Below are 20,449 nucleotides of genomic sequence, written 5' to 3' on the forward strand. Positions count from 1 at the left end.
CTTTCTACTGGGCGGCTTGGACAGGGGTTGCGCCAGTGAGTAGGGAGACCGCATCCAGCGGCCAATAGATCAGTAGAGCTTTTCCGACTACGGAGTCTTCTGAGATGAAACCCCAAAGATGGGAATCGCTAGAATTATTCCGGTTATCACCGAGGACAAATAATTGGCCTTCTGGTACCTCCCAGGTGCCGGTGTAACTCGGTGCTTCCAAAATATAGCTCTCATAAAGGGCTTGATCGTTGACATAGACAACACCGCCCTCAATGTGAACGGTATCGCCTGGACGCCCGATCAGCCGCTTGATGTAATCCAGATCATCAGTGCCAGGGGCATGGAAGATAATGATGTCGCCGATTTTGGGGGTTCCAATTTTATAAGCCACACGATTGACTAATAAAAATTCGTTTGGCATCAGAGTGGGTTCCATGCTGACATTTTCAACCCGTACTCTGGCGGAAACAGCATTGATCCCTAAAAACAGAATCAGAGCCAACAGGATGGTTTCAACGGTATCTATGATGAATCCCATGCAGGAAGATTTTTTCGATCCCTTTTTGGGTTCAGATTCGTTATTATCGGTGAGTGGTTCTGAATATTGGTTTTTCAACATTAATCTCTTATTTGCTATCGCTCAGTATGTTAATGAGCTTGTGAATTTTATTATATCCCAACTTGATATCAGGTTTTTTAATCATTCCGACGCTTGAGGACCAATCGAATGGGCGTTCCGACGAAGGGGTATTCCTGTCGGATTTGGTTCTCGAGATAGCGGAGATAGCTGAAATGGGCCAGTTGAGGATCATTGACGTAGAGCATGAAGGTCGGTGGGTCGCTGCGCACCTGAGTGCCGTAATAGATCCTGAGCGAACGGCCAGTCTTGGAGGGTGCGGCATGCACGTCCTGGGCTCTTTGGAGGATTCTGTTGATCTGCGAGGTCGAAAGCCGGACCAGACGTTCTTCCTGCACCTGAAGCGCGAGGGGGAGTACCTGATCTACACGTTTTCCGGTCAGGGCGCTGATGAATACTAAGGGCACATAATCCATGAAGTTCAATTCCTGGCGAATATGCGCGGAATAGTCATTGATCGTGTAGGTGTCTTTTTCGATCAGGTCCCACTTGTTGACCACAACGATGGCGCTTTTCCAAGCGTCTTTGATATAGCCGGCAATGTGCGTGTCCTGGGCGGTGATGCTGGTCGAAGCGTCAATTACCAGGATGGCAACATCGGCCCGTTCGATGGCTTTCATACTGCGTACAACGGAGTATTTCTCCACCCCAGGCTCAACCTTGCCCCGGCGGCGGATCCCGGCAGTGTCAATCAGTGTGACCGGCAAGCCGCCAAAGTCAATTTTGGTATCAATTGCATCCCGGGTTGTGCCGGGGATGTCGCTGACTATGGCCCGTTCTTTACCCACCATCTTATTTAAAAGGCTGGATTTACCTGCATTGGGTTTACCCACAATGGCAATTTTGACCGAATCGTCTTCATCCTCGTCATCATCGCCCTCAGGGAAATTGTCAATCATAGCATCCAGCAGATCACCGGAGCCTGTCCCGTGAAGCGCGGAGACGGCATATGGCTCGCCCATGCCAAGCTCATAGAATTCCGCAACGATTTGACGGATCTTGGCGCTTTCCGCTTTATTGACCACCAAAAGAATGGGGGGCATTAGTTTGCCATCTACTTTGCGCTGTTTTCGGCGCAGAATGTTGGCTATTTCATGATCCGCAGGTGTGACGCCAACCTGGCCATCGACGATGAACAGGATCAGGTCTGATTCCTGCATCGCCAGTTCGGCCTGGTCTTTGATCTGGGTGATGAAATCTTTGGAGCCAATGGAAAGGGGGGCCTGGTTGCGGTTCTTGGAGGGGTCAATCCCACCGGTATCCATGACATAGAAGTAATGGCCGGTCCACTCCGCTTCCGATAGGAGCCGGTCACGGGTTGTACCAGGTACGTCATCAACAATCGCCAGCCGTTCGCCGGTCAGGCGGTTGAAGAGTGTGCTCTTGCCAACATTGGGACGGCCCACCAGGGCCACAACAGGTTTTGCCATAGGCTGAGATTATACCTTATTACCCCATGAGAATCATCAATGAATATTAATTGGTCTTAAATTGTAATTTTGATAAAAAACTCCCTGATAAATTTCCAGGGAGTCAAGAAGCTGTATTTTACCGATTGAATTAGTTAGTGATGGTCACTTCCAATGTGTTGGGAGAAATGGCATCCACACTGATATCGGTACCCTCCAGTTGAACCTCAGGAGTCAACTGATAGGTTCCGACGCCCAGGTCTGTCAAGTCAATGATAATCACCAGTTCTGCGGGGTCCAGGCTTTCAAGCAGGTAGAGCGGACCGGATAGGTAGACATCGACAAAATCAGGGGATGTCGTAGCTTGCAGTCCGGGGGCCAGTCCCTGAATTTGGACCGGGATATCGGCGAAGGAGATGCTGCTTTCGATGGGTGAAATGCCGATCTGCACGGTGATGTTTTGGTTGCCGACGACAATGACTCCTTCCGGCAGGTCCAGGTCCGCTTCAATTTCCAAATCACCATTAGCACCATCGAGGCTGATTGGGGTGGTTTCCACATACCCCGAGATGCTATCGATCAGGTCGGGATTGGAGGAGAAAATCATCACGGTGGCCGGCAGGGCGACGATGTCCGTAAGTTTGTAACCACTGGCGATCTGGCCGCTGGTGACGATCTTGACCACGACGGACTTATAGCCGCCGCGCTGACTTACCGGGATATTCACCTGGATCGTGCTGGGGCTGATGGAAACGGTGCTGATCTCGTTATCCTCAACATCATAGGCTTTGACGGTGACCAGGCGGTTGATATCCTCGGAGACGTCCTCAATGTCAATCTCCGCTGCTACCGTATCCACTGCATCCACCAGGGATTGCGGGCCGGTCACGATCACTGAGTTCATCGCTAATTCCGGTTCTTGTAATTCATAACCGATGGCGGCATTACCCAGGGTCTTGATTTCAACCGGGAAAGATTTCGAGATGACCGATTCCAGCTTGACGAAGATCGAAGAGGGATTGATGCGAACGACTTCGGAGGGTGACAGCCCAACGCTGACCTGAGGGGTCAGGGTATGGACACCGGCCTCCAGGCCTGAGAGGTCCAGGGTGACATTGATCAGGTTGCTTTCGTTGTCCAATTCATCCAGGATGGTCGAAGGTGCTCTAAGGGTCAGCGCTACCTGTTCGTCAATGTCGTTCACGATCATCAGGCTGGAATCCAGGCCGACGATTTCCATGTTGATGGCCTGAGGATAAACCCGTGTTTCGGTCGGGTCAGCCTGACTGACAGCAAAAATCCAGACAGCCGTCGCAAGGACGAGCGCCGTGGCCAGGGTTGGCAGGTTCTTAAATAGTCTGCGGAAGGTTTTCACAGGTCACCTCCCTCATTGGGTCCCTGTCCTTTGGGCTTGAAGAAACCGAGGAAACGGCTAAGGACGCCGTCCTCGCCGGTCAGTTCAGTAGATTGGAAGAAAGCATAGAGGGCATTTTTGAGCCGTTCCATGTTCAGGCGGCGGATCATCCGACCGCTGTGTGCGATGGAGATGCTGCCGGTTTCCTCAGAAACGACAACCGCAATGGCATCGCTGACCTCGGAAATACCGAGAGCGGCCCTGTGCCGCAGTCCCATCGTCCGGTCAGGGGTCTTGTTGAGGACACCGCTGGCTGAGAGAGGCATCACGCAGGAGGCGGCCACGATCTGGTCATCAACGATGATCACGGCGCCGTCATGCAGGGGGGTGTTGGGATAAAAAACCTGCAGTAATAACTCGGGGGTCACTTTTGCGTTCAGGGTCACACCGGTCTCGATATATTCACCCAGGCCTTGCATGCGCTGTAGAATGATGAGCGCGCCGTGGTGGCGTTCGGAGAGGCGGGTGCAAGCCTGAATGACGCTGTCCAGCGTATCTTTGATCTGCTGTTCGGAGATGGAGCGAGAGCGATTGAGGAACGAGACATTCCCAGCCCGGCCCACACGTTCCAGCGCGCGCCGGATCTCGGGTGCAAAGATGACTGGAATGGCAAATACCAATGCCGGCAGGACCGTGCTGATCAGCCAGGAAAAAGCCGGCAGGTCCACCAGGGATGTGAGCAAGCCCAGGAAAATGATGATGAATAGCGCACCACGCAACAGAACCAACGCTTCCGTATCGCGCAGCAGGATAAGGACCGCGTAGAAGATGGCTGAGACCAGGATGATATCCAGCAGGTCTGCCCAGCCAAAACGTTGGATTAGGAAGAAAATCTCATTTAAGAAATTAGTCATACGTTTTTATAAAAAGTTTTGTTACTCTGAATCTCGGGTGAGAACATTCACCCAAAGTTGTTCCGCTTGCGAATCGCTCTGGCGCAGGATCGCCTGCTGCCAGGCGGGAAAGCTTAGGTTATGAACCGCTTGCTGGGCATATCCGGCTGACTTGAGGGATACTTCCGCTGATAAATGAGCGGCAACCTGGTTTGAAAGGATCAGAAATTCAGACTGGCGTTCGATGGCTGAGATCCGAAATGCCTCTAAGATAATCTCAGTTGCAATTGCGGCATCCCTGGCGAGGAGGATTTCTTTCAAAGTGCTGGTGAAATTCCAATCCTCACAAATGAGCATCCCGGCGATATGATCCTGAACCATGAGGACCTGAACGACGTTGAATGCCAACTGTTCATAAAGGTTATCCAATGCTTTACCGGAGTTGCTTTGCCAAAAGGCTTCCATTGCCACCGGAGGGACGGCACCCGCCGGATAAACGTTGATTTTCTGATCGATATTAATGTACGGAGTGGGTTGAACGCCTTCTGATTGAATTGTATCATTAAGCGCCTGATGGACCTGCTGCCAGGTCTGCTTAAATTCACCTTCTGTGTTAATAACAACGTTTGCCCTCTGGCGTTTCTCTGCCTGGGGCGGTTGGGCTTCAATCCGTTGGCGGGCCAGCTCTTCTGGCATATGTCTGGCGTGCAAGAGCCGTTCCATTTGATGTTCGGGGGAAGCCTGACTGATCCAGATGGATTGACATAGCCCGGCCAGGGGTGATTCGAATAGCTTGATCGCTTCGATCACCACGATCGGGAGGGTTGCTCGTTCAATCTGTTCCTCGATATCGGCTGTGACGGCTGGGTGCACAAGGGCTTCCAGCGCGGCGAGTCGATCAGGATTCGCGAAGACAATTTCCCCGAGTTTAGCGCGTGAGATTTCTTTTTCAGGTGTGAGGATTTCAGGACCGAAAGTGCTGATAATACCTTGATAAGCTTTCCCGCCAGGGTATTGCGTCCGGTGGGCGATCAGGTCGGCATCCAGGCCCAGAGCGCCATGATTGACCAGCATGCGCCGAACGACGCTCTTACCGGTGGCGATGTTCCCTGTCAAACCAATCAATAACCTGTTCATCCCATCTCTTTCTGCCAACGATGGAAGTATACCGCATTTGAGGTCCCGCTAAATAGGGAGTGCTATAATTTGGGTATGTTCCTCTCAATCATCAAACAAACCGCGCGAGAAAAATGTCTGCTGGATCGAGATCGACCGATTGTGGTGGGTGTCTCCGGCGGTGCAGACAGTCTGGCATTGATGGACGGCCTGCACCGCCTGGGTTATCTCATGGTAGTGGCCCATTTGGATCATGCCCTGCGCCTTGAATCGGCGGCGGATGCGGATTTTGTCCGGCATAAAGCGGCTGAGCTGGGTGTGCCCTTCGTCTCGGATCGGGTGGATGTTCGAGAAGTGTCGGCAAAGGAGAAGCTCTCTCTTGAGGAGGCTGCGCGCAATGTGCGTTATCGCTTTTTGTTTGAGCAGGCCCGCTTATCCAATGCGCAGGCGGTGGCTGTAGCCCATCACGCGGATGACCAGGTGGAGACGGTGCTGATGCATTTCTTGCGTGGGGCGGCCCTATCCGGTCTTTCCGGGATGCCTTACCGGCGGGTTTTACCGATCTGGGATGCGAATATCCCATTAGTTCGGCCGCTATTGGATATTTGGCGGGAGGATATTGAAGTCTATATTAATGAGATTGATTGGGTGCCGCGGGAGGATTTGAGCAATACGGATACGACCTATTTCCGCAACCAACTTCGGCATGAACTGATCCCGGAATTGACGGAAATCAACCCCCGCTTTAAGGAAGTGGTGCAGCGGATGGCGAATGTGTTGGGGGAGGAAGATCATCTGCTGACGAATCTGGCGGATGAGGCCTGGGCTTCGTGCTACATGGAAAACACCCCGGATCGAGTTGTTCTGAATTTACGCACTTTCATCCGATTGGAAAAAGCCCTTCAACGTCGTTTGCTGCGCCGTGCAGTGGCATTATTACGGCCGGACCTGCGCGATATTGGCTTTGAGGTGATTGAAAGGGGGCTGGCGTTTGTCAAGGACCCTTCAGCGAGCCGGCAGATGGACCTGGCTGCCAAGTTGAACCTGGTGGCGCTGGGTGAGCGACTGATCGTGACGACCTGGTCCGCGCCACTGCCCGATGATGATCTGCCTTTGCTGCCGCAACCCGATTTCGAGGTGCAACTTATACAGGGTGAGGCAGTGGAACTCTCCAATGGCTGGACCATAACGCTGACGGATCGAGCGCTTGATTCTGAGGTTGATTTCGATGCATTGCGAAACCTGCCTGCGGATGACACCTGGCTGGATGCCGAGGCGGTTGTCCTGCCGTTAATCGTTCGGGGAAAGCAGCCCGGTGAAACCTGGCAGCCTTTGGGAATGGAAGATCACTCACAAAAATTGACTGACTTCTTTACTAACGAGAAGGTGCCCAAGCACCTGCGGGACAGGTGGCCGCTGGTCTGCACCGAATGGGGGGTGGCCTGGGTGGCGGGGCTGCGGCCAGCTGAACCCTATAAGGTTAGATCGGACACCAAACGGATCATGTGTTTGCAGTTGACCCGAACAGAATTGAAATAAAGGCAATAAAAACCCCGACATCAAGATGAGCCGGGGTTTCTGTTTTAAGGTTTTTGGGGGTCTAATCTGAGTCTTCGTCAGGGTCAGGTACATTGAAGCCCTGCTGTTTGGCCAGTTGGCGCAATTTGCGGCGTACCTCACGGAACTGGATCTTGGAGACGCCCAGTTTCTGGCGGATCTTGTCTGGTTCAACGCCATCCACCAGATCCATCAGGGCTGAAGTCCAGCGTAGCATATCAAAGGAAATCCGATTTTCGAAAGCACCGGCTTCGGTGATGTCTTCCAGGATGTATTCAAGCCGCCGGGAAGTCCAGGGGAAGAGGCGTTCTTCCGGCTGGTATTGATCGGTATATTCCTCAAAGGCCTCAAGCCATTCCTTGGAAAGGTCCAGCTTGCGTTCCTTATAGCGATAGCGCGGGTTGGTATAGCGGATGAACACGAAGGGTTTTTCCGGGTCTTCCACGGAGAGGTGATTCAAGCCGATGGCCTGGCATTCACCCTTCTTCACAGCGGTTTCCAGCAATAACTTCAATAGAACATAAGGCCGGGCATCCGGTTCTTCCGCTTCACGGAAGGATTGGGCGGTTTCCAACGCCTTAGCCACTTCCTCGCGGGTCATGACCAAGGGGAGGGGGCTGGATACGGAGTGCTGCACGAGCCTGTCGGCTGGGTCCATAATGACCACGCCGCTGTGCTGCAGCCAGCGGAAGAAACTTTTAAGGGAGGTGATCCGCCGGGCAAGGCTCTTGGGGCTGCAGGGCACGCCGCGTTCATTTTCTAACCAGTTGGTGAATTCCTGCAGGTCCTTGAGGGTGATGTCGCCCAGGGATTTGTCAGGTGGGAGGAATGAATCCAGCAGATTTAGGTCGGCGATGAATGCCTTGACAGTGTACGGTGAACGCCCCTGGTCATTCAGATAGAACTTCCAGGCCTGGATGGCAGGCTGGAGCATGGATTTTTCGGTCAGATGGGCTGGTGTGCCCTTGGGTTCTGCTGGCTGTTGGGACATAGGACCTCCCGGTTAAGTAGGTTCGTGTAGTCGAATTTCTGCTCTTAGTTTAAATCAAACCCCAATCAATGTCAAACATTTCCTCCATCATAATCTCAGTTGGTAGCCGGACAGGCTTTAAAAGAAAAATCCCCAACCTCAGAGGCTGGGGATTGGTTTAAAAGAATGTTTGTGGGGGTTACCGCAGACTGAGCGCTTCAATCAGCAGGGACTCAATTGCGTAATAATCCGGGACCAGCACCTGCGCACCGGCAGTGGTCGTCCAGTCATAGGCATAGTTGTAATTCACAACGTAATTGCGGATGTCGCCGTTCTCGTTGATCTTGCTGGCAAATGGCAGCAGGGAGACGACTTCACTCAGGCCGATATCCGTCTGGACATAATTGATATAAGAGTTGAAGAGTTCCGGTGCCCGCACCAGGGCGTCCAGGCTGACCATTCGGCTGAAGATCGCTTCGCCCACTTCCTGTGCCCGGCGGGCGCGGTCGATATCACTGGTGGTGTGACGGGAACGAGCATACCAGAGAGCGACCTCGCCGTTCATATGGACCAAGCCGGGTCCAACACTGCAATAGCCGCTGGCATTGATCCAAGTGGCGCAGGTGTCGGAGAGGTTATAGGCCGCATAGACATCAATGCCGCCCAGATCGTTGATCACCGCTTTGAAGCCATTGAAATCGACCATCACGTAATAATCCGGCCGGATGCCAAAATTGACTTCGAAGGTGTCGGCCAGCAGTTCAAAGCCGCCATATTGGAAGGCGGTGTTGATCCGGTTGCTGCCCCAGCCAGGAATGCTCACGAACAGGTCCCGGGGGAAGGAGATAATGCTGACATATTCATCTGCGGGGTTCAACGAAACCCACATGATGACATCGGTGCGGAAGCCGCCATCATCCGGGCGGATATCCGAGCCAAGGAGCAGGATATTGATCTGCCCTTCAGGTTTTTCGAGGATATCTTCCGTGGGGGTGGGCGACGGGAGGACTTCGCCCGTCTGATCGCCTTCGCTGGGAAGGTTCGCCTGTTCGCCACCCTCACCAGGTTGGAAAGGTGTGGCAGTCGGCAGGGCTGCGACGGGGTTCTGAGTTGGGCTTGATGAAGCTGCAACCGAGGAGGGGTTCAGGCTGGCAATGAAGCCGCTAATCAGAATAAAGCCCAGGACGCAGATCAGGGACAATAAAATAACAACGGCCACGACTTCTAATGGTTTGGGCGGCTGCCTTCTGTGGCGGCGGGGATCAGCCTTCTGTTTTGGGTTGGACCGCGAATTTGTCCGGGATACTCGATTTGCTTGTGTCTGTTGTGAGCGCATGATATTTATCCAAATGATTGGTTTTTATAGGAAGGCATCTAAATTCCTCCTACAAATTATAGCCGATGGTGATTCGGTTTAATCAATGATCCGAATCGGCAGTTGTATGCGGAATGTTGTATGGTCATTTTTCTTGCTGCTCAACCAAATCTTGCCATTAAGGATTCGGATCGCCCGGATCGCGGTGCGAATGGCTGCCAGGTCACCAATGCCTGGGATGAGCATTTGGCCGGCGCTGAAAAGGGCGGACTGTTCCTCGGGTGTGAGCCCCTCGCCGTGATCGGTCACCTCTGCAATCAGCATCCCAGTTTCGAGTGAAAGGGATTGGCTGAGTTCGATCACGCTTCCGACCGGTGAGGCGGCGATGGCGTTGTCGATCAGACCTTTGAGGATCGTCCCCACTAGTTCGGGGTCGGTCTTGACCATTTGGCGGCCGTCGGGATTGTTAATCACCAGATTGACACCGGTCTGAGCCAACCGAATGGAGGTCTGCAGACGGGCGTTGGCGGCCACGGAATCCAGGCTGATGATCTGGTTATCGGTTGAGAGCCGGATCGGGCCGGTCTGCCCGGCCTGGTTCTCGAGGTGCTGGATGCGGGCGTTGGCCCGGGACAGGGACGTGCGAAGTTCTTCCCTCTCCTGGGAGAATTGACGGATTTCCGCCTGGATTTGTTCCAACTGTTGTTTGCCGTCCCATTGCTGGGAGGATTTCCCTTTCAGCGTTTCCAGTTCGCTCAGCATGGCGTCCATTTGCTGAACGGTTTCGTATTTTTCCAGTTGGTAGCGGGCTTTTAGCTGCTGCATGGTTGATTGAAGTGTTTCCAGGGTCTTTTCCTTTCCCTGAAGTTCGAGAGTCATCTGATCACTGGTTTGTCTGAGTTCAACGATCAGACCCTGTTGGTGTTCATTTTCCAGGCGTAACTCCTCAAGCGGGTCAGGCCCAAAGAGGACTTCCGTCAGAGTTGAGCGAACTTTTTCCAAGAGTTGGATCGTTTCCTCCCCCCAGCGTTTGCTGGTGTAGGGGGAGAGCAGGACCAGACCGCCCAAGGTAGGCTGGTCAGCAAAAAAGAGGGGAAAGGCCAACAGGCTGCCGATGCGGTGATATTTCAACAGCAAGGTCAGTGTATCAGCATCCCGCAGGTCACCTTTGGTGTCGGTAAGGTTCAGGGTGAGTTTTTCCGTCCAGGCATCCATGATGTGCAGGATCTGTTGGGGTTGCAGGATGGCGCCGGGGAGGGTGATCTCGCGGATTAAGTCATAGCCTGTCAGCAGTTCAACGGTCTCATTATCGGGGGTTAGACGAACCAGGTAGCAGATATCGGAGACAACACTCAGGCTGAGGGCCCGGATGATGGCTTTGATTTTCTCTTCATAAGAGGCGCTTAGGTTGATCTCGAGCAGCTGCTTGATGAGCTCCGGTTTGGTATCCACCGGTTTGGATTCATCCACTTCATCACTGGTTGTGGACTCAGGGGTCATTGGCTGTTTATCCGATTTTGCGGCAAGGACTAATAACCAGGGCAGGCTGGTCGCCTGGGCAAGGCGGATCAACCCCATCACACCGAATTGATTGCCAACAGTCACAATCTGCAATCCCAGACAGAGGGTGAGGGCTGCAAGGATCAGGATACCGATTCCCCAGTTGGCAGGGCGGCGGACAGCGAGCAGGACCAGGGCCGTTACAAGGATCAAAAAGTTGCCCAGATACCAGAGCAGATTTAGAATATTACCGGTTTCAGCCTGCAAGCCGGGTAGGAGCAAGGTGAGCAGAATTGACAGAGTGGTCATAAACAGGGCTGCCAGACTCAACAGGGCGGTGGTGCGGTTGGCTTTGCGGGATTGTTGCCTGCCCAGCAGCAGCCAGGCCACCCAGATCGCTGTCAGGGTGATCACCAGGTGATCTACCAGCCCAATGGAGGCGGCGGAGAGGGCGATCTTTTTCAGATAGAACGCCGTGAAAGCCATCTGGACGATCTGCAGCATTAATAAAAGCCCAGCGCCAACCGCCATCCGGCGGTGTTGGTTGGGTTGAGCCGTTTTATTGAACTGGAGGAGCATCAGGCAGGCGAGCAACGCCAAAGAAAGCCCCGCGATCAGATGGCTGATCATCGCAGCGGGGGCGTTGGCGAAAAGTTCGGCTATTCCTGCAAGGTAAATTCTCATGATCGACTTTTTTCCACATTAAAACAGAACAAAATCTATGAGAATCTAGTGCAAGTTGTATTCCAATCCTATGAAAAAAGGAATTTTGAGATTAAGGTGTAATTTCGATGACCACGCCATCCTCAGCCCAATCATAGAGGTCTTCGGCAGCACCCAGGTCTAGGATGATGCAGCCATAGGAGGCCGGGGAGCCCAGGGAGCTGGCCCAGAGGCGGGTGCCGCTGGAGAGCAGGGGCAGGCCATGGATACCGTTCATAAAGCCCGGCCAGGCTTCATAGATGCCCATAAAATGCGGCATATAGAGGTCCCAATTGGAGGCGTAAGCATTAATCTCGTGGGTTTGCACCTGGAAGACCCCCGCCATGGTGGGGGAGCTGGCAATGCCGGTGCTGACGACATAGATATTGCGAACTTCGCCATCTTCATAGACCGTCATCCGCTGGCTGCTGATAACCACGACGATGCGTTTATTAGGGATCACCGGCAGCGGGAGCAGGTCATTCTTGGAGGGGATGGTTAGCAGCATGCCGGCCTCGATGTTGGAGGTGGTCAGGCCTTCGTTGGCATCCATGATGCGCCACATCGGCATACCCAGCTTGAGGGAGATCGCCCAGAGGCTTTCTCCGGCACTCACACGGTAGGTGGTGGGGGCATGCTGGACGATCACGATCGGGTCCAGACCGTTTTGCCAATCTTCGACGATTTCGCTGGGGTTCACATCAAAAGAAAGCGAGGCATCCTCGCTGAGGGATTCTTTCCAATTATCCAAAAGGGCCGGCAAGTCATCCGGGTCAATATCCAGAGAGATTGCATAGCTGACCGGATCGACCGCAACCCAGTTGCGCTTGATTTCGGCTGGCACGGACCAAACCGTACGGTCATCGGTGATCGGGTCATAAGCTGTCAGGGTCAGGTCCTGTGATATGAGGGCTTCAATCTCACCAATGACAGGTGTGAGGTCGCTGATCGCGGGAGGTGTCTCCTGCATGGTCAGCGCAACGGATTGTGTGAGCAGGATGGGAAAGGCGTTGACATAGACGTTTTGAAGCGTGGCATCCAGATCCAGTCCCTGTCCGGTGGCGCCGCCCACTGCAACCCATTCGCCATCCTGGTAGGCGACGGAGGCTTCTGTGGCTGGGATGGTCAGATCGGTGGAGAGGGTTTCCAGGGTTTGGCGGGCCAGAGACTCATCAAAATACATCACCGGCAGGACGGTCTGGGGCTGACCCCAGAGCGCAGCGGTGATTTCTTCAAAAGGCGTTGAATCCCGGCCAATGGCATAGGCGGCATCGGCAGTGGCCGTTGGATCCACCCAATAGCCCAGGTCAGCGGGGATGACGATATAGCTGAAATCCGGATCGTCAGGGTTTTGAAGGGTGATCAGACGGGCCTGGTTCCAGTAGCTGTCAATCCATTCCACGGTGTCATCATAGGACATCATCCCGACTGACTGGTCAAAGATCGTCACACCGGGGAGGTTCCACTGCATGACCTGGAAGGTGATGATCGCGCAGCAGATCAGCACAAGCGGGATCAAGACTACCAGCGCGCCCAGAACAACCCAAAGTGCCGGCCCGGGTCGTTGGTGCGACCGGCGTCGGCTGCCGGTGGGAATATTTGATTTGGCGCGGCTCTGGGCCGGTTGGGCAGTCTGCATAATTTATCCTCAGTTAGATTATATTCTACTGGCATTAACGTCCAGAATGCTTCGGGAGTTCCCGGAAATAATTAATGGTGCATCCTGCATGCCAAAAGGGATAGAATTAGGGGGATCTTGTTATAATGAAACCACTCTTCAGGTGGGTGCCTGTTTTGAGGTAATTATAAACAAACACACCGATCAAGGATATGGGCATGATTTGGCAAATCATCTTTTGGTATCTTTTGCTGGTCGTCCTCGGCTGGCTGACCTTTCCCCTCACATTTCGGCTGTTCCGCAAGGTGGCGGACCGCGGCTATGCCATTAGCCGCATTCTGGGGCTGATCCTCTGGGGATTCGCTTTCTGGCTGCTGGCAAGTTTGGGCCTCCTGCAGAATCAATCCGGCGCCATTTTGTTGGTGTTGGCGCTGCTGGTGGGCATCTCGGTCAGGTCCGGGTGGGGGCGATGGACGGAGATCTGGGCCTGGGTTAAGGGCCATTGGCGGCTGATCCTGGTGACGGAACTGGTCTTCCTGCTGGCTTTCGGTTTCATGGTGGTCGTTCGGGCCGCCAACCCGGCGGCTTCCGGCACAGAGAAGCCAATGGAACTGGCTTTCATTAATGCCATCCTCCATTCTGAGACCTTCCCGCCGCATGACCCCTGGCTTTCCGGCTATGCCATCTCTTATTATCATTTTGGCTATATCATCGCCGCCATGCTCGCCAAGGTCACGGCCACCAGTGGGGGCGTTGCCTTCAACCTGATGTTAAGTGCCGTTTTCGCCCTGAGCTCTGTGGGGGCCTATGGCGTGCTTTATGACCTGCTTTCCGCACTCCAAAAGACGGATAAAGGGTTTAAAAATGTGATCGGTTGGGCTCTACTCGGACCGATCTTTCTGCTGCTGGTGGGTAACCTGGAAGTGGTCCTGGAAATGCTGCACCAAATGGGTGTGGGTTGGGACCTGGCCACGGGGACCTCACGTTTCTGGCAGTGGATCAACATTGAAGCCCTGCTGAACCCACCCAGTGAACCGCTGCAATTAATCCCGCATCGGTTTTGGTGGTGGTGGCAGTCCTCCCGAGTGTTGCAGGATATTGATTTGATGGGCGTGGTCAGCCCGTTATCACCCATTGATGAATTCCCGGCTTTTTCTTATGTGCTGGGTGACCTGCACCCACATGTGCTGGTGATGCCCTTTGTGATGCTGGTCATCAACCTGGCTTTGAATATTTACCAGGGTGCAATGGATGAGGATAAACCAATTAGCCTATTTGGGCTGCCCATTCCCTTTAAATGGGATCTGTTCTTTGTTAGTGCCATTCTGGTCGGCGGGATCATCTTCATGAATACCTGGGACCTGCCGGTGTATTTCAGCTTGCTGGTCGGGGCATTCCTGCTCCGCCAGGTGAAAGTTAAGGGCTGGGCAGGCGAACGGATCGGGGAAGTGTTGACCCTGACGATTCCGCTGGGCGTATTGTCCTTCATTCTTAATCTGCCCTTCCTGGTTAGTTTCCAATCCCAGGCAGGCGGTATCCTGCCAAATGTGTATAATCCAACCCGCGGCCTGTATCTCTGGGTGATGTTCGGAACGCTATTAATCCCGATATTCCTCTTCATCGGTCGGATTTGGCGTAAAGGCGCGCGAGCTAACTGGCTCTGGAGCGTGTTCTTGGTTGGGGTACTGAGCCTGCTATTGTCAGTGCTCGTGGTGACCATAGCTTTAGGGATTTATTGGACAGACTTTGGCCAGCAGTTGATCGTACAGCAGGGTCAGTCCTCCGTTTTGGGCTTGTTTACGGCGGCACTGGTTCATCGCCTGAAATATGGGTTCGGTCTGCTCACTATTGTGACATTGCTGGTGATTGGCCTGGCTTTCTTGATCGGGAGAATGCAGAAAAACGATTCGGAAGAGGAACAGCAGGAACAGGGACCGATCGGGTTCGTGCTTCTGATGGTTGTTTTAGGCGGTCTGATGGTGCTGGCGCCTGAATTTATTTACCTCCGGGATAATTTTGGGACCCGGATGAACACCATCTTCAAGTTCTATTATCAGGCCTGGATGTTGTGGTCGTTGGCAGCGGCTTATGCTTCGGTGGTGCTTCTCAGGAAGGGTTCCTGGGTGTCGAGAATCGTGATTGTGCTGTTAATCGCGATGGGATTGTCCTTCTCTGTTTTCGCATATCCGGATAAGACGGATAATTTCAACTTTGGCACAGGATTCACACTGGATGCCAGCGCCTATTGGGCGCTCTATCAGCCGGACGAGGCGGCTGCGATTGATTGGCTTGAAGAGGCAGAACAGGGCGCTGTGGCCGAGGCGGTAGGCGGGCAGTATTCCTCCTATGCGCGGGTGGCAACTTTCTCCGGTCAGCCGACCGTGCTGGGATGGCCGGGGCATGAGGGCCAATGGCGCGGTAGTTATGATGAAGTGGGTAACCGGGAAGCGGATATCCGTACCCTTTATGAAACCGCGGATTGGGAAACGGCTTTGAGCATTATCCGGCTTTATGACATCCGCTATATCTTTGTTGGCTCGCTGGAAAACAGTGCCTATGCCATCAATCCGGCTAAATTTGAACAGAATCTTGATCTTGGGTTCGCCCAAGGTAATGTCAAGATCTACATAATTCCACAAACCTTGCTGGAGCAATGGTAGGTCTCCTCTGTTTGTGGTACGATTTTGCTACTGAAGATACGTTTGAATATTAATATGTAGGAAAGGTATTTTATTTCTATGGTACGAACACGATTTGCGCCCAGCCCAACGGGTTATATGCACATCGGCAATTTGCGAACGGCACTTTATGCCTATCTGACCGCGCGTCGTAATGGCGGCGTTTTTATTTTACGAATTGAAGACACCGATCAGGTTCGCAACATCCCTGAGGCTGTTGCCGCAATCTATAAAGGTCTGGCTTTGGCTGGCTTGGACTACGATGAAGGCCCCGATAAGGATGGTGGTTATGGCCCCTATATCCAATCGGACCGTCTGCCGCTCTATAAGCAATATGCCCAGGAACTGTTGGACATGGGTGCGGCTTACCGCTGTTTCTGCAAGAAGGAAGATCAGCCTGAGGGCGAGGATAAACTTGCCCGTCGGGACCCCTGCCGGCTGCTGACCCCTGAGCAAATCGAAGAGAAGACGGCCGCAGGTGAATCCTACGTGATCCGCCAGCGTATCCCGGATGAGGGCAGCACCACTTTTGTGGACCATGTCTATGGTGAGATCACCATCGAGAATGCCCAACTGGACGATCAGGTCCTGTTGAAATCGGACGGCTTCCCGACTTATAACTTCGCCAATGTGGTGGATGACCACCTGATGGCGATCTCGCATGTGATGCGCGGGCAGGAATATCTTTCCTCCACACCGAAGTACAACCTGCTCTATCAGAATTTCGGCTGGGAAATCCCTGAGTATGTCCATTTGCCCTTGATCATCAAGGAAGATGGCACTAAGTTCAGCAAGCGGCTGGGCGATCCTTCCTTTGAGGATTTGGTCAAGATGGGTTATCTGCCTGAAGCGATTGTCAATTACATCGCGCTGCTGGGTTGGAGCCCGGGGAATGATCAGGAATTCTTCACCCTGGCAGAACTGGAAGAGGTCTTCTCCATTGACCGGATCAATAAGTCCAGCGCCGCATTCTCATTTGATAAGCTGACCTGGCTGAATGGTGAGCATGTCCGTGCGCTTTCGTTGGAAGCCTTTCACGAGTTAGTCTCCACCTATTATCCACCGGAGCTTTCCGCTTATGATAGGCTGAAGATCAGCGGATTATTGCAGGTGCGAACGGAGAAGTTGACCGATATCCCCGAGATGGTGGCCTTCTTCGTTGAGGTGCCGGAATATGACGTGGACCTTTATACCCACGACAAATCCAAATCCGACCAGACGAGCAGTCTGTCGGTGCTCAAAGGCGTGCTGCCTTTGCTGGCGGATATCAAGACTTTTGATAATGACAACCTGTTCCAGATGTTGAAGCAGTTCGGCAAGGAAAACGGCTTCAAGACCGGGACGGTGATGTGGCCGATCCGGACCGCACTTTCGGGCGTGCCCACCACACCGGGTGGCGCAACAGCTTTGGCTGAGATCCTTGGTCGAAAAGAGACTCTCAAGCGGGTGGAAGCCGGGATCGCCAAGCTGGAAGCCGCAGCCGGGTAACATAAAGAAAATGAAGATAAAACGCCAGAGGTTTTCTCCGGCGTTTTTTTGTTGTCACGTGGGCTTCGCTCCACATGACCTACATTTTGTCATTGCGAGCTTCGCGAAGCAATCCTTGATGAAGATCCTACCATTCAGGAGATTGCTTCGTTCCTCGCAATGACAAGATAATGAGCGTTTTTATTCTTCCGGCATGTTATCAGCATAAATAACCCTGGCCTGGCCGAGGAAGTCCGCCAACCCCAGAACGACCTTATTGTGTTTTCTACATTTTGTCATTGCGAGCTTCGCGAAGCAATCCTTGATGAAGATCCTACCATTCAGGAGATTGCTTCGTTCCTCGCAATGACAAGATAATGAGGGTTTTTATTCTTCCGGCATGTTATCAGCGATAATAACCATGGCCTGGCCGAGGAAGCCCACCAACCCCAGAACGACCTTATTGTGTTTTCTACATTTTGTCATTGCGAGCTTCGCGAAGCAATCCTGGATAAAGATCGAAACATTACGGAGATTGCTTCGTTCCTCGCAATGACAAACAAATGAGGGTTTTTATTCTTCCGGCATGTTATCAGCATAAATAACCATGGCCTGGCCGAGGAAGTCCGCCAACCCCAGAACGACCTTATTGTGTTTTCTACATTTTGTCATTGCGAGCTTCGCGAAGCAATCCTTGATGAAGATCCTACCATTCAGGAGATTGCTTCGTTCCTCGCAATGACAAACGAATGAGTGTTTTTATTCTTCCGGCATGTTATCAGCGATAATAACCATGGCCTGGCCGAGGAAGCCCACCAACCTCAGAACGACCTTATTGTGTTTTCTACATTTTGTCATTGCGAGCTTCGCGAAGCAATCCTTGATGAAGATCCTAACATTCAGGAGATTGCTTCGTTCCTCGCAATGACAAACCGATTCGTATCGTAATATTTTAGAATTTGTAGGTCATGCATGGTGAGACCGAAGGTCGAACCTGCATGACGATTCTTTGATATTGGAATGCTTTATGTTTGCTGTGAAACACGGCGTGAGTGGTACAAATTAAATTGTCACGCTGGAAGCGTGACCTACAATGTGCATTGTTACTGCGGGGAGCATCCGAAGCGATGGCAAAATTATTCTTGACTGTCAGTATTGGACGAATAAAACATATCATTGACTTCGCGATATATAAACTCGGTTAGTGAGAAGGTTAGGAATGTAAATACGGATCAAAGATGCTTCGCACGAATTCTAAATTTGTATAAAGATCCAATTTACGGAAGGTGTCCGCATTTTTTACCAGGTGCTCATCCCGCTGGTACTGCACCCAGGCCATTGCGCTCCAGGTGATGGCGCGCAGACAGTTGAAAGGGTCCCGTAGGCGGGTGCGCTCTTCAATCGTATTCCGCAGGTGGGGGTCAGCGATGGCATCCTTGTAGGCGGTCATCAACTGCTTGATGTCCTCGGGTGAAAGGCGGTAATCCGTTTTCCAAAGCGTGGTGGTGGGCACGCGGAAATGCGACAGGTCATGAGAGGGATCGCCCCACATCGGCTTGTCCCAATCTACCAGATGGATGGCGCCGTTTGTGCGGTCCACGATCCAGTTGGTGTTGTTCACTTCGGTGTTGATCAGGCACTGCCAGGGGGCGTGTAAAAAATAGTCCTCGCGGTGGCGGGCTTCCTCGGCCCAATCCAGCACCTCTCGCAAATAGATGCTCAGCTCCAGGTTTGCCAGTTCCGACTCAAGGTAGACTTGCGCCATTTGCCGGCAGTGGTTGTAGGTTTGGGTTAGGGGGTATTCCTCCCGGCGGAGGTGGTTCTGCGCTTCGGGAACTGCGAGTTGGTGATAGCGCGCCATCAACCGGGCGGCGGGCACCAGGTCGCGTTGATAAACCAGAAAGTCACCGGAGCAGTAGGCCATTCCCAGCACGCCGTGGGGGAGATGGGTTAGGCTGGCATCCACAAAATAGGGTTGGGGGGCGACGTTTATCGGTGCCAGCAGCTTGAGGGTCTGATATTCATAGCTTATCTGCTCAGCGTTGGAAAGCCCGATCTCAGAGCGGGAATTTACCCGCAGTACCCATTGAGTTTTACCCTGCCGCACCAGGAAATTGAGGTTGTATTCCCCTTGCGCCAGGGGGCTGACCTCAAAGGGTTGGTCCGCGCCCCAATCTGGGATGCCCTCTGGCTGGGCTTCCTGCAGATAACGGATCGCTTGGGGAAGGAATTCCTGGATGGAGAGATTGGGCATGGCGGGCTCCTCAATTCGATTATAGCAGGGAAGGAAGGGATGCGTAGATTGAGCGTATAATGAAGGTATAGACCGAGGGGTTAACAAACAAATTTGGGTGTTGCCTGTCGCTTGGATTAAGGAGGCTTATATGTCTCAGACAACTGCATTCAAGAAATATCCGGTCTTTATGATGTGTGGGCGGGATGCCACCCGTCGAAAAATGATGATCGAGCTGGACCCGGAGGGGAAATACAAGTCCAAAGCCATGCTGCCATTTCTGGGCAAGCGGCTGATCGAATGGCAGCTGGAAGCCCTGGCTCAATCCCCCTATGTTGAAAAGATCTACCTGCTTGGCCTCGCCGAGGAGGATATCACGCCGGATGTACCGGTTTCCTTTATACCGGTTAAATCAACAGCCAACGTGTCTGAGAAATTTGTTCAGGGCTTGTCTTATCTGGAAGCGCAGGGTGAAAGCCCGGAGATGATTGCGATCAGTTCCTGTGATGCGCCGGGCGTGAAAAAGGAACAGGTGGACCTGTTCATGCAGGGGCTGACTTATCATCCTGGGATGGATTTCGTGGTCGGGTTGGTGCCGGAGGACGTGATGGAGGCAGCTTTCCCTGGCTCGGGGCGGGTAGTTGCCCGTTTCCGGGATCATCAGGTGATCGCCGGTGAACTCTATGCGCTCAGTCCGCACATGATCCGGGTGCAGGAGACCTTAATTGGCAACTTGAACCAGCGCCGCCGCAAGATCAACCGCCAAAAGAAAAATATCAGTCTGGGGCCTATGCTGAAATTAATCGGCCGGAAACCTAACTCCTGGGGATTGTTGGCAAAATACAGCCTGGGGCTGGCAACCCTTGCGGATGGTGAACGAGCCCTTGGGACTGCCTTTGGCATCCGAATCAAGAGTGTGATCATCCCCGAGGCAGGATTTGGAATGGATATGGACCTGCCGGGGGACTATGATCGATTGAAAACCTTCATGGAGAAGGCCAAGGTTTGA

The 20,449-nt window shown here is 53.0% G+C and carries 14 protein-coding genes; 4 read left to right on the forward strand and 10 right to left on the reverse strand.

The window, feature by feature from the left end:
* Positions 1–4 precede the first annotated feature (4 nt).
* From lepB to JR338_00450, 5 genes are all read right to left on the reverse strand, one after another.
* The gene (gene lepB / locus JR338_00430) at positions 5–610 is read right to left on the reverse strand and encodes a signal peptidase I (protein QRN83259.1); all 606 of its coding nucleotides are present in this window, start codon (positions 608–610) and stop codon (positions 5–7) included.
* Positions 611–687: 77 nt separating this feature from the next.
* Positions 688–2,058, reverse strand: coding sequence for a ribosome biogenesis GTPase Der (gene der, locus JR338_00435; protein QRN83260.1), 1,371 nt, complete (start codon positions 2,056–2,058; stop codon positions 688–690).
* A 130-nt stretch (positions 2,059–2,188) separates the two neighbouring features.
* Complete coding sequence (locus JR338_00440; protein QRN83261.1) at positions 2,189–3,412, reverse strand: hypothetical protein; 1,224 nt, start codon at positions 3,410–3,412, stop codon at positions 2,189–2,191.
* Complete coding sequence (locus JR338_00445) at positions 3,409–4,305, reverse strand: TIGR00159 family protein (GenBank protein QRN83262.1); 897 nt, start codon at positions 4,303–4,305, stop codon at positions 3,409–3,411. The genes JR338_00440 and JR338_00445 overlap by 4 nt, the downstream gene beginning before the upstream one ends.
* Positions 4,306–4,326: 21 nt before the next feature.
* Positions 4,327–5,421 (reverse strand): dephospho-CoA kinase, encoded by a 1,095-nt coding sequence (locus tag JR338_00450; GenBank protein QRN83263.1) that lies wholly within the window; start codon positions 5,419–5,421, stop codon positions 4,327–4,329.
* A gap of 75 nt (positions 5,422–5,496) precedes the next feature.
* Here JR338_00450 and tilS point away from each other — a divergent pair, with 75 nt between their 5' ends.
* Positions 5,497–6,939, forward strand: a complete 1,443-nt coding sequence (gene tilS / locus JR338_00455; GenBank protein QRN83264.1) for a tRNA lysidine(34) synthetase TilS — start codon at positions 5,497–5,499, stop codon at positions 6,937–6,939.
* 61 nt (positions 6,940–7,000) lie between these two features.
* Here tilS and JR338_00460 read toward each other — a convergent pair whose 3' ends face one another.
* From JR338_00460 to JR338_00475, 4 genes are all read right to left on the reverse strand, one after another.
* Complete coding sequence (locus tag JR338_00460) at positions 7,001–7,948, reverse strand: site-specific integrase (protein QRN83265.1); 948 nt, start codon at positions 7,946–7,948, stop codon at positions 7,001–7,003.
* 178 nt (positions 7,949–8,126) lie between these two features.
* Positions 8,127–9,263, reverse strand: coding sequence for an LCP family protein (locus JR338_00465; GenBank protein QRN83266.1), 1,137 nt, complete (start codon positions 9,261–9,263; stop codon positions 8,127–8,129).
* A gap of 78 nt (positions 9,264–9,341) precedes the next feature.
* Positions 9,342–11,426, reverse strand: coding sequence for a hypothetical protein (locus JR338_00470; GenBank protein ID QRN83267.1), 2,085 nt, complete (start codon positions 11,424–11,426; stop codon positions 9,342–9,344).
* Positions 11,427–11,517: 91 nt separating this feature from the next.
* Positions 11,518–13,083 carry a L,D-transpeptidase family protein gene (locus JR338_00475; protein QRN83268.1) on the reverse strand — a complete coding sequence of 522 codons (1,566 nt, stop codon included), beginning with the start codon at positions 13,081–13,083 and terminating at the stop codon, positions 11,518–11,520.
* A gap of 197 nt (positions 13,084–13,280) precedes the next feature.
* On the opposite strand from JR338_00475, the gene JR338_00480 reads away from it, so the two are divergent.
* Positions 13,281–15,722 (forward strand): hypothetical protein, encoded by a 2,442-nt coding sequence (locus tag JR338_00480; protein QRN83269.1) that lies wholly within the window; start codon positions 13,281–13,283, stop codon positions 15,720–15,722.
* A 72-nt stretch (positions 15,723–15,794) separates the two neighbouring features.
* Complete coding sequence (locus JR338_00485) at positions 15,795–17,228, forward strand: glutamate--tRNA ligase (protein ID QRN84315.1); 1,434 nt, start codon at positions 15,795–15,797, stop codon at positions 17,226–17,228.
* A 1,192-nt stretch (positions 17,229–18,420) separates the two neighbouring features.
* On the opposite strand, the gene JR338_00490 is transcribed toward JR338_00485, so the two are convergent.
* Entirely contained in the window at positions 18,421–19,461 is a 1,041-nt protein-coding gene (locus JR338_00490) for an aminoglycoside phosphotransferase family protein (GenBank protein QRN83270.1), read from the reverse strand.
* 130 nt (positions 19,462–19,591) lie between these two features.
* Between JR338_00490 and JR338_00495 the strand changes: the two genes are divergently transcribed.
* Positions 19,592–20,449 (forward strand): hypothetical protein, encoded by an 858-nt coding sequence (locus JR338_00495; GenBank protein ID QRN83271.1) that lies wholly within the window; start codon positions 19,592–19,594, stop codon positions 20,447–20,449.

The sequence above is a fragment of the Chloroflexota bacterium genome (assembly GCA_016887485.1).
Lineage (GTDB): Bacteria > Chloroflexota > Anaerolineae > Anaerolineales > Anaerolineaceae > Brevifilum.

Bases quoted from the DNA above. Each gene is read 5' to 3' on its own strand.
- lepB (QRN83259.1), bottom strand. From the start codon at position 610: ATGTTGAAAAACCAATATTCAGAACCACTCACCGATAATAACGAATCT.
- der (QRN83260.1), bottom strand. From the start codon at position 2,058: ATGGCAAAACCTGTTGTGGCCCTGGTGGGCCGTCCCAATGTTGGCAAG.
- JR338_00445 (QRN83262.1), bottom strand. From the start codon at position 4,305: ATGACTAATTTCTTAAATGAGATTTTCTTCCTAATCCAACGTTTTGGC.
- JR338_00450 (QRN83263.1), bottom strand. From the start codon at position 5,421: ATGAACAGGTTATTGATTGGTTTGACAGGGAACATCGCCACCGGTAAG.
- tilS (QRN83264.1), top strand. From the start codon at position 5,497: ATGTTCCTCTCAATCATCAAACAAACCGCGCGAGAAAAATGTCTGCTG.
- JR338_00460 (QRN83265.1), bottom strand. From the start codon at position 7,948: ATGTCCCAACAGCCAGCAGAACCCAAGGGCACACCAGCCCATCTGACC.
- JR338_00465 (QRN83266.1), bottom strand. From the start codon at position 9,263: ATGCGCTCACAACAGACACAAGCAAATCGAGTATCCCGGACAAATTCG.
- JR338_00470 (QRN83267.1), bottom strand. From the start codon at position 11,426: ATGAGAATTTACCTTGCAGGAATAGCCGAACTTTTCGCCAACGCCCCC.
- JR338_00475 (QRN83268.1), bottom strand. From the start codon at position 13,083: ATGCAGACTGCCCAACCGGCCCAGAGCCGCGCCAAATCAAATATTCCC.
- JR338_00480 (QRN83269.1), top strand. From the start codon at position 13,281: ATGATTTGGCAAATCATCTTTTGGTATCTTTTGCTGGTCGTCCTCGGC.
- JR338_00490 (QRN83270.1), bottom strand. From the start codon at position 19,461: ATGCCCAATCTCTCCATCCAGGAATTCCTTCCCCAAGCGATCCGTTAT.
- JR338_00495 (QRN83271.1), top strand. From the start codon at position 19,592: ATGTCTCAGACAACTGCATTCAAGAAATATCCGGTCTTTATGATGTGT.